General features: G+C 45.1%; 20 protein-coding genes. 12 read left to right on the plus strand and 8 right to left on the minus strand.

Annotated features, from left to right (window positions below; all coding sequences use genetic code 11):
* Positions 1-174: 174 nt before the first annotated feature.
* On the plus strand, positions 175-456 hold the full coding sequence (locus BHE18_RS23850; RefSeq protein ID WP_328585888.1) for a hypothetical protein: 282 nt from the start codon (positions 175-177) through the stop codon (positions 454-456).
* Between the two features lie 59 nt (positions 457-515).
* Positions 516-965 (plus strand): GNAT family N-acetyltransferase, encoded by a 450-nt coding sequence (locus tag BHE18_RS23855; RefSeq protein WP_328585889.1) that lies wholly within the window; start codon positions 516-518, stop codon positions 963-965.
* 45 nt (positions 966-1010) lie between these two features.
* Here the strand turns inward: BHE18_RS23855 and BHE18_RS14615 are convergent, their stop codons facing one another.
* The 4 genes from BHE18_RS14615 to BHE18_RS14630 all read right to left on the minus strand — a co-directional run bounded on the left by BHE18_RS14615 (position 1011) and on the right by BHE18_RS14630 (position 3294).
* Positions 1011-1574, minus strand: a complete 564-nt coding sequence (locus BHE18_RS14615; protein ID WP_071619268.1) for a biotin transporter BioY — start codon at positions 1572-1574, stop codon at positions 1011-1013.
* 52 nt (positions 1575-1626) lie between these two features.
* Positions 1627-2172 (minus strand): CBO0543 family protein, encoded by a 546-nt coding sequence (locus BHE18_RS14620; RefSeq protein ID WP_071619269.1) that lies wholly within the window; start codon positions 2170-2172, stop codon positions 1627-1629.
* Between the two features lie 81 nt (positions 2173-2253).
* Positions 2254-2496: a DUF2584 domain-containing protein gene (locus tag BHE18_RS14625; RefSeq protein ID WP_071619270.1), complete on the minus strand. Its 243-nt coding sequence runs from the start codon at positions 2494-2496 to the stop codon at positions 2254-2256.
* 12 nt (positions 2497-2508) lie between these two features.
* Positions 2509-3294: an alpha/beta hydrolase family protein gene (locus tag BHE18_RS14630; RefSeq protein ID WP_071619271.1), complete on the minus strand. Its 786-nt coding sequence runs from the start codon at positions 3292-3294 to the stop codon at positions 2509-2511.
* 191 nt (positions 3295-3485) lie between these two features.
* Here BHE18_RS14630 and BHE18_RS14635 point away from each other — a divergent pair, with 191 nt between their 5' ends.
* The 3 genes from BHE18_RS14635 (at position 3486) to BHE18_RS14645 (ending at position 6124) form a co-directional block, all read left to right on the plus strand.
* Positions 3486-4487 carry an ABC transporter substrate-binding protein gene (locus BHE18_RS14635; protein WP_071619272.1) on the plus strand — a complete coding sequence of 334 codons (1002 nt, stop codon included), beginning with the start codon at positions 3486-3488 and terminating at the stop codon, positions 4485-4487.
* Between the two features lie 79 nt (positions 4488-4566).
* A complete protein-coding gene (locus BHE18_RS14640) occupies positions 4567-5343 on the plus strand; it encodes an ABC transporter ATP-binding protein (RefSeq protein WP_071619273.1) in 777 nt (258 codons plus the stop codon).
* Entirely contained in the window at positions 5324-6124 is an 801-nt protein-coding gene (locus BHE18_RS14645) for an ABC transporter permease (protein ID WP_440480393.1), read from the plus strand. The genes BHE18_RS14640 and BHE18_RS14645 overlap by 20 nt, the downstream gene beginning before the upstream one ends.
* Here the strand turns inward: BHE18_RS14645 and ytkD are convergent.
* Together ytkD and BHE18_RS14655 are read right to left on the minus strand one after the other, a co-directional pair.
* Positions 6114-6578, minus strand: coding sequence for an RNA deprotection pyrophosphohydrolase (gene ytkD, locus BHE18_RS14650; RefSeq protein ID WP_071619275.1), 465 nt, complete (start codon positions 6576-6578; stop codon positions 6114-6116). The two genes, BHE18_RS14645 and ytkD, sit on opposite strands and share 11 nt — an antisense overlap.
* Positions 6579-6662: 84 nt before the next feature.
* Positions 6663-6986, minus strand: coding sequence for a hypothetical protein (locus tag BHE18_RS14655; protein WP_064564601.1), 324 nt, complete (start codon positions 6984-6986; stop codon positions 6663-6665).
* 326 nt (positions 6987-7312) lie between these two features.
* Between BHE18_RS14655 and BHE18_RS14660 the strand changes: the two genes are divergently transcribed.
* Positions 7313-7558 carry a DUF6154 family protein gene (locus BHE18_RS14660; protein ID WP_032087259.1) on the plus strand — a complete coding sequence of 82 codons (246 nt, stop codon included), beginning with the start codon at positions 7313-7315 and terminating at the stop codon, positions 7556-7558.
* 63 nt (positions 7559-7621) lie between these two features.
* Here BHE18_RS14660 and BHE18_RS14665 read toward each other — a convergent pair whose 3' ends face one another.
* Positions 7622-7813 carry a hypothetical protein gene (locus BHE18_RS14665; RefSeq protein ID WP_141771881.1) on the minus strand — a complete coding sequence of 64 codons (192 nt, stop codon included), beginning with the start codon at positions 7811-7813 and terminating at the stop codon, positions 7622-7624.
* Between the two features lie 167 nt (positions 7814-7980).
* Between BHE18_RS14665 and ytzI the strand changes: the two genes are divergently transcribed.
* Positions 7981-8166, plus strand: a complete 186-nt coding sequence (ytzI, locus tag BHE18_RS14670) for a YtzI protein (protein ID WP_071619278.1) — start codon at positions 7981-7983, stop codon at positions 8164-8166.
* Between the two features lie 52 nt (positions 8167-8218).
* On the opposite strand, the gene BHE18_RS14675 is transcribed toward ytzI, so the two are convergent.
* Positions 8219-8692: an S-ribosylhomocysteine lyase gene (locus BHE18_RS14675; protein ID WP_032087256.1), complete on the minus strand. Its 474-nt coding sequence runs from the start codon at positions 8690-8692 to the stop codon at positions 8219-8221.
* Positions 8693-8918: 226 nt separating this feature from the next.
* On the opposite strand from BHE18_RS14675, the gene yidD reads away from it, so the two are divergent.
* From yidD to BHE18_RS14700, 5 genes are all read left to right on the plus strand, one after another.
* Positions 8919-9161, plus strand: a complete 243-nt coding sequence (gene yidD / locus BHE18_RS14680) for a membrane protein insertion efficiency factor YidD (protein ID WP_071619279.1) — start codon at positions 8919-8921, stop codon at positions 9159-9161.
* Between the two features lie 150 nt (positions 9162-9311).
* Positions 9312-10268 carry a metal ABC transporter solute-binding protein, Zn/Mn family gene (locus tag BHE18_RS14685; RefSeq protein ID WP_328585890.1) on the plus strand — a complete coding sequence of 319 codons (957 nt, stop codon included), beginning with the start codon at positions 9312-9314 and terminating at the stop codon, positions 10266-10268.
* Positions 10269-10466: 198 nt separating this feature from the next.
* Positions 10467-10817, plus strand: coding sequence for a hypothetical protein (locus BHE18_RS14690; RefSeq protein ID WP_071619280.1), 351 nt, complete (start codon positions 10467-10469; stop codon positions 10815-10817).
* Between the two features lie 34 nt (positions 10818-10851).
* Positions 10852-12204: a cytochrome ubiquinol oxidase subunit I gene (locus tag BHE18_RS14695; protein WP_071619281.1), complete on the plus strand. Its 1353-nt coding sequence runs from the start codon at positions 10852-10854 to the stop codon at positions 12202-12204.
* Between the two features lie 18 nt (positions 12205-12222).
* Positions 12223-13251 (plus strand): cytochrome d ubiquinol oxidase subunit II, encoded by a 1029-nt coding sequence (locus BHE18_RS14700; protein WP_071619282.1) that lies wholly within the window; start codon positions 12223-12225, stop codon positions 13249-13251.
* Positions 13252-13468 lie beyond the last annotated feature (217 nt).

Consider the following 13468-nt stretch of genomic DNA (forward strand, 5'->3'; position numbering starts at 1 on the left):
TTCATGATGAATTAGTCCAAACTCATTTACTGATGATAAATCATGTATTGATGCTAACTTTCCCTAAAAATCATTTTTTAAAACAAAACAAGAAATTTAGTAAAAATTCTCTTTACTAAATATTATAAATTTTGGTAATATATCAATTAAAACTTATAAAGGGGTTTGGGTGAAATGGTCAGAGTATTGACACAGGAGAATGACCGGCAATGCCAGCAGTTAATTCAAAAAGAGCCTGCTGAGAATTTATTCATCATTGGTGATATTGAAGCATTCGGTTACGAACAGGATTTCCAGAAGATCTGGGGAGATTTTGACGAAGATGGCAATCTGAGAGGGATCCTTCTGAAATATAGAGAGAATTTTATTCCTTATTCTCCGGGGGAATTCGATGCTGAAGGGTTTGCAGCCATCATCAACAGCTGTGATGACTTTTTTCAATCATGTCCGGGCTGAAGGCTGTAACATCGAAAATAGAACCTTTCCTCTCTGGGAATTTCCAATCGAAAAGGCAGATGTACTATGCCAAACTGGATAATACAGAATCTTTATCAAACAAAGGGCTTTACCATGTTGAAAAAGCCTCTGTTGAGGAACTGCCTAAATTGGTTGAGCTGCTCAACAGCATCCCGGAGTTCAGCGGAGGAAGTTTCACAGTTGAGAAAAGAAAACACGGGATGGAAAAAGGGGTTGCGCGAAGCTATTATATCGAAAGAGACGGCATCTTCGTATCTTCAGCTTCTACTACTGCGGAGAATAGCTCCTCGGCGATGATCGTGGCCGTCTGCACTCATCCTGATTATAAGAAAAAAGGATATGCGACTGAGTGCATGACAAAATTATGCCTGGATGTTCTCCAAGAAGGCAAGGAGCTCTGCCTCTTTTATGATAATCCCGAAGCGGGCAGGATTTATAAAAATATCGGCTTTAAGGATATAGGCTACTGGATGATGTATAAATTTTAATAAAAAAACAGCCGGAACTCTATTCAAGAGATCCGGCTGTTTTCATCATGCCGCTGCATCTGCACGATTGTGTATCAATCTCGCCTGAATCAGGCGCTTCCTGACGGTGATCCCTATCCAGCTTGCCAGGAATGCCTTGATCAAGCCGACAACGATGAACGGGTACACGCCTGCCGACAACGCCTGTGCCCAGCTCAAATCAGCCGCGTATTTCAATTGGATGGTCCCGATCAGAAGGGTGACGACCATCCCCGCCGTATTCGCAACCATTGCCATAGTAAGATTGAACGTTGTTTTCTCAAGGATCAATCCTGTAATGAATGCCGCCGCGATAAATCCGAATATGTAGCCCCCGGTTGGTCCCGCCAGCACCTGTGCACCCCCGCTGAATCCTGCAAAGACCGGCACCCCTACAGCCCCAAGCAATGCATATCCAATCATGGCGAAAGCTCCGTATCTGCTTCCAAGAATCGTTGCCGTCAGTCCGACCGCCAGTGTCTGCCCGCTGATTGGAACAAGCGGGAGCGGTATTTCTATTTGCGCAAAGATCCCTGTTAGCGCAGCAAAGATGCTGCATTGGATGATCACTCTTAATTTTTCCCCATTCATATTTGTTCTCCCCTTTATGTTAACTTTTAATAATTTAAAGTTAACACATTTTTTAGTTCTCGGGAAGAACCTTAAACACTTTTTCTACAAACCAGCGAATGATATAGGAAAGGACAAAATAAATGACAAACGACCACCATGGCTCCCATTGATACGCCTTATAATAATCGAGCCACCTAAAAAAAGGTTCACTGATGAATGAAGCTCCCCCGGCCAAAACCAAATTTGCAATAAAAAATGCTTTGCCATCGGGAAAATAATAATAAATTAACATATAAGTGACCGGGATCAACGCATAATCAAATAAATAGGCCTTCGGATATATGGGCAATAGCTCGGTCGGATAGCCCCAATAACCGAGTTCAAACCCAAACCCGTCGAGGTTGGCAGCAGCCATGATCCAGACCAGGCCCAGGAATAATATCTTCGGGAGCTTTCGGCGATCCACTAATTTCAATACGAGCACCCAGAGAAGAATCATTAAAACAATGATGATCCACCATTTCAGTGAAAGGAAATTATATTTCAACCAATAGTCAATATTTAAATTTGCCGCCCTCAGCAGCTCTTCATGAACTTTATCGTATTTTTCCACCATCACTGTACCTCGGTTTTTTTACTAGTATGGGAATGCAGCCAACTATTTATCCCAAAATAAAAGAACCTGATACACAGGTCCCTAATTGATTTTGTTCAACGAAATCAGCTTATAGAAGATCGTGGTTTGGTCATTATGCCACTGGACTTTTTCGATCATTGCATATCCCCTTGAATGGCTCTTTTTCGTTGTCCTGACTTCAATGGGCGTGTTCAGCGGATACAAACGGTAGCCTTCTTTTTGCAACTGAAAAAAGTTGTCTTTCGTCCTCACTTCTTTTCCTTTCGTGACGAGCATGGTATTAAGCTCCAGACCCATTCCCATGGTGATTCCCCTTTACAGCTGTTTTTTCATCCAATCACAGAGCATCTTGACGATTTCACGGTTTTTCAGAGGGGGAAAATAATGAGTGAACGCAGAAAAATAATAGGATTCAACAGATTTCCCGGCCTCTTTCAGCCTTTTTTCTAATCTATATGCATGATCGATTGAAACGTTCTGATCTTTTTTCCCGTGAAGGATCAGGACAGGTGCTGAAATCTTTTCTATTTCAAAAAGGGGGGTCCGCCATTCATAGCGTTCAGGATATTTGTTCGGACTGCCTCCGATCACCCTCTTCATCATCCTCCGGAGGTCTTTCCGTTCTTCGTAGGTAAGGAACATATCGGCCACCCCTCCCCAGGTGACGATGGAAGTGACTTCTTCCATTTCTATTCCGGTGAAGAGGGCCATTACTCCTCCTCTTGAAAAACCGAAAACATGGATCCTCCCTTTATGCACTCTTTCATACTGTTTCAAGAGCACATAAGCCGACATTGCATCTTCACGGTCATCACCTGCAAAATCCTCGTTCCCTTCTCCTCCGCGGTTTCCCCGGTAATACGGGGCAAACACGATGAATCCTTCCTGGGCAAATTGGGCGATGCGGGCCGGCCTTACCATCCCAACCCCTTTTATCCCGCCTCTTAAATAGAGGAACCCATCATATGTACCTTCTTTCACAGGCTGCGCAAGCATCCCTTTCACCCTCAGCCCTCCTGAGTTATAAACGATTTCATAGAGCTCTACATGCGGATTTGGGGAAGGAAATAACGTCTTCTTCAATATGGTTCCATTCTTCATACTCTCTTCCTTTCAAAAAATGGGCTCTGGGTATTCACACAATTTCATGCCATACATACACTATTTTATCAAATCTCAATTTTAAATTATCACGGTTCCCTATAGGCGCAACATACCCCTCTATCATGGCAGACAAACGTTTAGAGGGTATTCGCATGCGTACAGGTTTCATTAAAAGGAGGAAAAATCCCATGAAAAAATGGTCTCGAATTGCTTTCACCCTGTTAGCAGCCGCTTCTCTCACCATCGGTCTGACCGCATGCTCCAGCGGAAAAGATGAACTGGAAAAAGTACGCGTGGCAGAAGTCACCCGCTCCATCTTCTATGCTCCCCAATATGTGGCGATTGAAAAAGGCTTTTTTAAAGAAGAAGGACTTGATATCGAGCTTACCACCACCTGGGGCGGCGATAAGACGATGACTTCCCTGCTGTCCGGCGGTGCTGACATCGCACTGGTCGGTTCGGAGACATCGATTTATGTCCATGCGCAGGGGTCCGATGATCCCGTCATCAACTTTGCCCAGCTCACTCAGACAGACGGAACCTTCCTAGTCTCCCGTGAAAAGGTGGAAAACTTTGACTGGGAGCAGCTCAAAGGCTCCACATTCCTCGGTCAGCGTAAAGGCGGCATGCCGCAGATGGTAGGGGAATTTGTGCTCAAGCAACATGGAATCGATCCACATAACGACTTGAACCTCATCCAGAACATCGATTTTGCCAATATCGCCAACGCTTTTGCATCCGGTACAGGCGATTATGTACAGCTTTTCGAACCTACTGCCTCGATCTTTGAAAAAGAAGGAAAAGGTCATATCATCGCTTCATTTGGAACAGAGTCCGGCCACGTCCCGTATACCACCTTCATGGCAAAGGACAGTTATATGAAAGAGGAAAGTGAAACCATCGAAAAGTTCACGAGAGCCCTTTATAAAGCTCAGAAATGGGTGGATGAAAGCTCACCGGGGGAAATCGCGGAGGTCCTTGAGCCGTACTTCGAAGATACGGAGTCAGACATCATCGAAACCGTGGTGGACCGCTACAAGTCACAGGGATCCTTTGCAACTGACCCGATCCTCGACACTGAGGAATGGAACAACCTGCAAGACATCATGGATGAAGCAGGAGAACTTCCAGAAAGAATCGACCACGGAACTCTCGTTAACACCTCGGTTGCAGAAAAAGTGAGTAAGTAAGATCAACTGCTCTATAATCGGGTTGACCTCTGTGTCAGCCCTCTATTCTATTTATTTAGAAGACTGGAGGCGCGTTACCGTGGATTTTTTGTCTGTGGACACGATTCATCACACTTATTTTTCCCCTAAAACGGCAACCAATGCCCTGGCCGATATATCGTTAGTAGTGAACGAGGGTGAATTCATCTCATTTATCGGACCGAGCGGATGCGGGAAAACGACCCTGCTTTCCATCATTGCCGGGCTCATAAAACCTACTGAGGGCAAGGTTCTCCTGAACGGCAGGCCGGTCAGTTCAGAAAAGAATCAGATGGGATATATGCTTCAGCAGGACTATCTTTTCCCCTGGAAAACAATTGAGGAAAATATCTTATTAGGGTTGAAAATCATGGATAGCTTAACGGAGGAGAAAAAACTCGAGGCATATGAACTGCTGGAAGAATTGGGCCTGAAGGGGGTCGGCGATTCATATCCGAGAGAACTCTCGGGCGGTATGAGGCAGCGGGTTGCCCTGATCCGGACATTGATCACCGAGCCGAAGATCCTGCTGCTGGATGAGCCGTTCTCAGCCCTTGATTATCAAACCAAGCTGAAACTTGAAGACCTTATATTCACGACCTTGAAGTCATTGAATAAAACAGCCGTCCTCGTCACCCATGATATCGGTGAAGCGATTGCCATGAGTGACAGGATCATTTTATTCGCTTCAAACCCGGGAAGGGTGCACAGAGTGTTTGATGTCCCCCATGAATTGAAGGGACTGAAGCCTTTTTCCGTCCGTAATCATGAAGCCTATCCGCCTTTTTTCCAGAACATATGGAAGGAGCTTGAGAACCTTGAATCAGGAAACCCTTAAACAAAAGCATCACGAATACATCCACTCACTGAAAAAAGAACAGCGCCGGGTCTGGTTCTATCAGGCCCTGATTTTCCTGGTGTTCTTCACTTCATGGGAAGCAGCAAGCCGCAACAGCTGGATCGATCCGCTGATTTTCAGCTCACCTTCAAAAATCTGGGCCCTATTTCTTGATAAAGCCGCAGACGGGAGCCTCCTTGCCAATTTATCGGTGACACTTGGCGAGACCATCCTGGGGTTCATCCTCGGAACACTTCTCGGTACACTGCTTGCAGCGCTCCTTTGGTGGTCGCCGTTCCTGTCCAAAGTGCTCGATCCCTATCTCGTCATTCTGAATGCCATGCCGAAAGTGGCCCTCGGGCCCATCCTGATCGTGGGACTCGGTCCCGGCTTCACGTCGATCATTGCGATGGGGACGGTCATCTCCGTCATCATCACGACCATCGTAGTCTACACCTCTTTTAAAGAAGTGGACCCCAATTACTTGAAGGTCATGAAGACTTTCGGTGCAAAAAGGGGTCAGATGTTCAAGGAAGTGATCCTGCCCGCTTCCTTCCCGACAATCATTTCTACGCTGAAAGTGAATGTCGGTTTATCCTGGGTAGGCGTCATCGTAGGTGAATTCCTTGTGTCTGCGAAGGGGCTGGGATACATGATCATCTATGGATTCCAAGTATTCAATTTTACCCTTGTCCTGCTTTCCCTGCTAGTCATTGCTGTATTCGCCACAATCATGTATAAGGTTGTCGAGCAGCTGGAAAAGAAATGGATCAAGTCGTAATGTTCAAATGTTTCAAAGCCAATTCCACCACTTTGTCTTTCATGATGAAACTGAACTCAGGGTGTGTCTGAATGTCTGTCAGCTCACCCTCCCACAATTTACAGCCGTATGTTTCGAGGTAATCGTCCTTCATGATTACATCCCGGGCTTCTGCATAGAAGATCGTTTTTACGAATGGGGATTGATTGTATACTTTATATTCCCCGACAAAGACAGGTTCCTCGATCACTCCCCCGGTTTCTTCAAAGGTCTCGCGGACGGCCGCTCCTTCAAGCGTTTCACCTTTTTCGCGCTTGCCGCCGGGAAATTCAAGGCCCCGCTTCTTATGCTGGGTCAGAAGCCACTTTTCCTTGTAACGGCAAATGACCAGAACGTGGTGTGACTCCATATCAAAAAATTGTCTTTGAAATGCAAGTTCCACTTTCAACCCATTAGCGTCAATAAATTGTTCCATTGTCATCACCCCTCTCTAATCTAATCATAAATAAAAAGCATTGGTCCACAAGTTTTGCTCGGGAACCAATACTTTTCATGCTCTTCACGGGGCTGGATGGTCCAGGATCCCCATGCTTTCGATATGTTTTTTTGCCTCTTCATCACCAAGCTCATGAATCATGGCGTACACCCTGTGCAGGTTTTCATCATATGCATCGTTTTCACGGTCAAAGTGATACTGCACATAAGGTACATGCGAACGGTAAAAATTCTGCCAATCGGTCGAATAATTCGAATCAAAGATTTCCCTGAGCTTTGTGATTTCTTCATCAGTGGCCGAAATTTTAAAGTGCCATGGGGAATCCGTCGAGCTCCTGGAAATTTCACCGCTCGCGACCTCGATATAATAATCATGACGTTCGTCCAAACTTCCCAACCCCTTCATATTTGTTACCCTTCTTTTTCCTCAATTCAGCAGATTCTATTCACTCGGTTGGAAGCGGGACAGGTTAGACTTGTTTCCAACCTCTGAAAGCGAAGTCTTGCAAGTGATCGGCCAGCGGGATTCTAACATATCATTAAAAATTTCCCTCCATCATGAATATTGTCAGTATTCTTTAGTATAGTATCAATAAGAATGTTTAGATTTAACGGGCAAGATGCTTACGTGAGGAAATTTCGGGTAAATACAAAATAAATTGTAGTGTATTCAATCCTACTTCTGTTAAAATTAATGAAAGGGAGGTGAAGTGCATGAAGTTGATTGAAGAAATCTATGAAATGTACCGCGGCAGAATCAAAGGTACTGATGAAGACTTGGACCTCATTGCCCTTACTATCTTAGAAGATACATCCAGGAACGAAATCATCGAATTGATCCAGGAAATGGAAACGGAAGAATTGGAATATTTCCTTCGACTATACATATTTGAGACGTTAAAAGAAAAATGGTCTAAAAGTGAAGAACGTGTAAGACTGGAACGGAAAAGCCTTCACTGAATTTCCCATAGGAAAAGCATACAGTAATAAAAAAGCCTTGAACGGCCGTTCAAGGCTTTTTTATTACCCCTTCATATCAATTGAAAGTCCTTTGCTCGGATGCGGAGCAGCATTTGCCTCCTGCATGTCCCGGAGCATCACGGTCACATGCGCAGCCTGTGTGGACATCTGGCTTTTTAAGAGATTCATGCTGAGTGTCCGCTGCAGTTCCGCAACCTGCTTCCCCATCATGGAAGATACGTTCATGGTCTTCACTCCCCTCTCCTTGTGTTATATCATACCAATAACCACTAGTCGAAAATAGATTATCTTCACATCGTGTGAAGGACCTTTATCCTACTTCCACCTTCACGAAGTTGTACGATTTAATGAATGACAATTATTTTTTCTATGATAAAATAAGGAAAAAGGGGGGCTGAACTGTGTCATTAACGCTTGTCATGATTATTGCCGTCGCTATATGCATTCTAGTGATATTTGTCAGTGCCCTGACGACATCCAAAGCATATACGACCGTTAAACATACCGTCGATCCGCTGGAAAACAATCCGCATCTTAAGCATATGGAAGATACAACGGACGATTCCGAAGAGAAGCCAAAAGAATAGCGTTTAAATATAAAACTCCACCAGCAAAATGCCGGTGGAGTTTTTCATATTGTTAAGCAAAAACCTGTTTCAATTCTTCTTTACTGTGACCCAGCCAATATTTCATCAGCCTCTTTGCTCCCTCCAGGTCGTGAAGCTTTGCCTGCCCGCACTGCTTTTCATTTGCTGCAGGGATTTCCTCAATTTCGACAGCTTCTTTCATGGTCGCTTCCAATAGGTCGATGATTTCCTCTACTTCAGGCTCGCCGCTGACAACGAGATAATAACCTGTCTGGCACCCCATTGGAGATATATCAATGATATCGAAATGAGCATACGGCTCGGCATATTTACGGATGGTAAACGCAAGAAGGTGCTCCAGTGTGTGAATGGAGTCAGGCTTCATTGCCTGTTTGTTCGGCTGGCTGAAACGGATGTCGAATTTATTGACGAGGCCGTCACTTCCCACCTTATGCACTCCACAGTGTCTGACATACGGTGCCTTTACCGCATTATGATCTAATTCAAAGCTTTCTACTGATGGCATTCGTTATCACTCCCATTCATTTCTTTCTATAGTATAACGTAAATTCGGAGTAATTTCATCAACTTAATCCGAATTAGGTGATTGTCATGGCCGGCTTCTTCATTACACTCTTCGCCATCCCTGCTTTCGAACCCTCTTTACATTTTCATTTCATACAAAAACAGGCTTCTTTCATATCAGAACCTTTCTTGATATAGTAGAGGAAAACACACTGGGAGATTATAAAATGAAACGCGCGTTACTTTTACTTTTCCGTTTTTATCAAGTCGTAATTTCTCCAATAAAACCGCCGACCTGCCGCTTCTATCCCACCTGCTCTCATTATGGGATACAGGCTGTAGGCAGATTTGGCGCTCTGCGAGGAGGATACCTGACAATAAAAAGAATTCTTAAATGCCATCCATTCCATCCCGGTGGAATCGATTACGTACCGGAGGATTGGGCAGACAGAAATAAGAACCGTGACTAGCTCTGTAATCAGAGGTAGTCTTTTTCATTTTTCCAACTATCAGAAAGATAAAAGTCTTGATTATTCCTTCAGGTGATAGTAAAATAACGTTTGTGCTAAATCGTAATCATTACAATTTATAAAAACAAAATGTTATAAGGAGGATACTTCTTGAACTATATTCGTAAAAGCCTGCTATTATTAATTGTTTTACTACTGTCTGCCTGTGGATCCTCCCCTGAAGAAAAGGGAGAGAAGGACGGCAAGCTCGATGTGTATACAACGGTCTACCCGCTGGAATACTTCACGAAGAAAATAGGCGGGGAGCATGTAGAAGTTCACAGCATTTACCCGCCGGGCGCTGATGAGCATACTTTCGAGCCATCTCAAAAAGACATGATCGATATGGCAGAAGGAGATGTCTTCTTCTATGTAGGGATGGGACTCGAAGGATTTGTCGAAAAGGCCAAAACGATTTTAGAGAACGAAGATGTGAAGGTCGTCCCGGCCAGTAAAGGAATCAATAAGGATGACGCAGAGCATGCCGAAGATGACGCTGCTCACGGGAAAGAAGCACATTCTGAGGAAGGACATGATCATGAACACGGTGCCGACCCTCACGTTTGGCTGAATCCCCAGTACTCCAAGCAAATGGCAGGAGTCATTGCTGATACCCTCTCGAAGGAAATGCCGGAACACAAGGAAGATTTTCAGTCTAACCTGAAGGAACTGAATGGCCAGCTGGATACTCTGGATGAAGAATTCAAACAGATGGCCGAAGCTGCCCCGAAGAAAACATTTTATGTTTCACACGCTGCATACAGTTACTGGGAAGATCGTTACGGGCTTCATCAGGAAGCCATCGCAGGATTGAATACCTCAGATGAGCCTTCACAGCAGGAACTGAAGAAAATCATCGAAAAAGGTAAAGAAGATGAGGTTGACTATGTTTTATTTGAACAAAATGTTTCTTCCCGATTAACTGAGGTTGTTCAAAAAGAATTGGGAGCAGAGGCCCTTAAACTTCATAACGTCTCTGTTTTGACGGAAAAAGATATTGATAACAATGAAGATTATTTTTCATTGATGAGGAAGAATATTAAGACGTTGGAAAAAGCGTTGAAATAGTATATTGAAGACACCGCTCTTTTATTAGGGCGGTGTTTTTTGCAGTATTACGGCTGGTGCCAGGCACTAATCAAGTCGTTTGGGCCTAGTGCAGTAAATAGATTGCGTTTCAATTAAAAAGGCCACCGTTTTCACTGTAAAATAGAAGGACCTACCACAGAACTTCCTTTTACTATCCCTACAGAGGAGATGAAAACGATGGCTTATCAATTATTCAATCATATTCAAGGTAAAAACGGAAGTAGATGGACGCAATTTATTAGAAACCATGGGGCAGAAAATATCTTAGTGGTAGCGATTGATGCAGCGAAATATATCAATAAGGCGCTCTTATGCAATCTTTATGGGGACGTGTATATTCGTCCTTTTGAGTTCGATTCAACAATGCAAGGATTTAAGAGGCTTCATCATCAGATAGAAGCTATTAAGAAGGAAGAACGTTGTACGGCTGGCTCGAATCACCAAGTTTGGGCCTGGCACCGCTTCAACACTCCTGTCAAAAAAACCATCCCTACCCATGCATATTATTTTCCATTAAGTGGACAATAAGGAAAGCTAATGACATGGTAAGGGAGAATTGGAAATGGATGAATTGGTACTAGCACGATCTCTATTCGGCACGACAATGGCTTTTCACATCATCTTTGCAACGCTCGGTGTCGGCATTCCGCTGATGATCCTTGTGGCGGAAATTATGTATCAGCGTACAAACGACCTCGATTATTCGGTCATGGCGAAACGCTGGACAAAAGCATTTGCCGTCCTTCTCGGTGTCGGGATCCCGACCGGGACGATTGCGGGTGTGCAGCTGTCGCTCCTCTGGCCCGGTTTCATGGAGGTCATCGGACGGGTGATGGCACTGCCCTTTCAGATCGAAATTTACGCCTTCTTCATTGAGGCTCTTTTTATGTCCATCTATGTGTATGCAGCGAACCGGATTGCGCCCTGGATGAGGATCGTCAGTTTGATCCTTGTCGCGATCGGCGGACTGGCATCGGCCGTATTGATCACAAATGTCCATGCATTTGAAGGGACCCCCGCAGGATTTAATATTGTGAACGGGGAAATCACCGATGTCGACCCGTGGAAAGCATTTTTCAATCCGAGTTTCTTTGTAACGGCCGGGCACGTCGCTCTTTCAGCCTACGTCGTTGGATCGTTCACCATTGCATCAGTCGCGGCATTTAAAATGCTACGCACCCCATTCGGTTCGAGAGTATATAAGTTCCATGGAAAAGCACTGATGATCTGTTTATTTGTAGGTGGAGTCTTCTCATTTTTGACCGCAATCAACGGGCATGAATCGGCTCAGAAGCTGCATGAATATCAGCCTGAAAAACTGGCTGCGGCAGAAGGGCTTTTCGAAACACAGACGCATGCTCCGCTTGCCATCGGCGGCTTTACCGACCGCGCGGAACAGGAAGTCAAATGGGGCATTGAAATTCCGTGGGCATTGAGTTTCCTGGCGGGCAACAGCTTTGACACAGAAGTGATCGGCCTGAATGATTTTCCCGAAGAATACTGGCCGCCTCTGTTTGTACATACCCTGTTTAATGCGATGGTCGGAATCGGGTCATTGTTGATCCTTCTTGCACTCGTTGCGTATGTGTGGAAAAAGCTGCTGAAAAAAGAACATTATCCGAAATGGCTCATGTGGCTGTTTGTCGCAGGAGGGCCCCTCTCCATCATGGCAATCGAATTCGGGTGGATATTCGCCTGCACAGGACGACAGCCATGGACCATTTACAGGATCCTGAGTACAGAGGATTCGGTGACGACGACGGGTAATATCGCGGTTCTGTTCATCCTGTTTGTCACGGTTTATGCGATTTTGGCGGTTGCCGTGGTGCTTGTGCTGCTCTACTACTTCAAACGGAATCCGCCGCAAAAGGATATCGACAAAGCAGAAAGCAAAGAGATTCCACTGTCCACTTAAACGAAAGGAGGTTCCATCATGACTCAGATGCTAATCGCGATTACAATCCTCTGGGGCTTCGTTTTCATCTATGCCGTCATGGCTACGATGGATTTCGGGGCGGGATTTTGGTCGATGCTTTATATCAATCATGACAAAACGAAAGCAACCAATATTGCGAATCGTTATCTGTCCCCGACTTGGGAAGTGACGAATACATTCATTGTCGCGCTGGTTGTGGCTGTCTACAGCCTGTTCCCGGGGGCTGCTTATTCCCTCGGGACCGTCCTTCTGGTTCCCGGAAGTATGATCCTTCTCCTGCTTGCGATCCGCAGTGCGTTTCTCGTCTTTTCACACGTGGCCGAAGATTACCGCAAGCCGCTGACTTACATCACCGGGATCACCGGTCTTCTGATACCCGGTCTTCTGATCAGTGTCCTGCCGATTTCGCATGGTCCATATATTGATTTTGAAGACGGGCAGACACTTCAGCTGGGGAAGCTTTTTACAAGCCCGCATGAATATGCGTTCTTCGGGTTTGCCGTTGCGAGTACTTTGTTTCTTTCCTCCCTCCTTTTGGCGGACTACTCGAAAGCGTCAAAGGAATATGAGGCTTACAAAGTGTACCGTCGCGATGCGATGATCATAGGGCCTATCTCTGTGGTGATGGCTTTTCTGATTATGTTTACGATGAAAAATGAGGCCAATTGGATTTATGAACGCATGATGGAGGACTTGACGATCCTGCTCATCTCCCTGCTCGGATTTTTAGTAGCAGGTGCAGCACTGTTTCTGCCTACCAATAAGGAAGGAATGAAAGGGATGCCGCGGGTTGCGGTGGTGGCCGTCACATTTCAATATGTATTGGCAAGTTATGTTTACGGGAACGCCCATCTGCCTTATATCATTTATCCTGAAGTGACGATTCAGTCTGGATTTACCGATCCGAATTCTTTCAGGGCTGTTTTCATTACGTATATCGTGGGGTTTATCATTCTATTCCCTGGGTTCGTTTATTTCTGGAGCCTGTTCATGAACGACAAACGGTATTTGCGGCAAAAGAGTTAACATTTTCCCTTTGAATGCCGCAGTTGATTTCCGTGCAAGACTTCGCTTTCCGCGGGTGACCCGTGAGCCTCCTCGGCTTTGCCTCCGGGGTCTCACATTGGTCACTTCTCCCGCAGGAGTCTTCGTCTTGCACTACAATCAACTGCTGGTAAAGGACTTGAAATCATTATCCCTTTTCCTCACAACACCCAGAAATCGAAAGGACATGACATTCCTT

It is taken from the genome of Rossellomorea aquimaris (genome assembly GCF_001877785.1).
GTDB lineage: Bacteria > Bacillota > Bacilli > Bacillales > Bacillaceae_B > Rossellomorea > Rossellomorea aquimaris_A.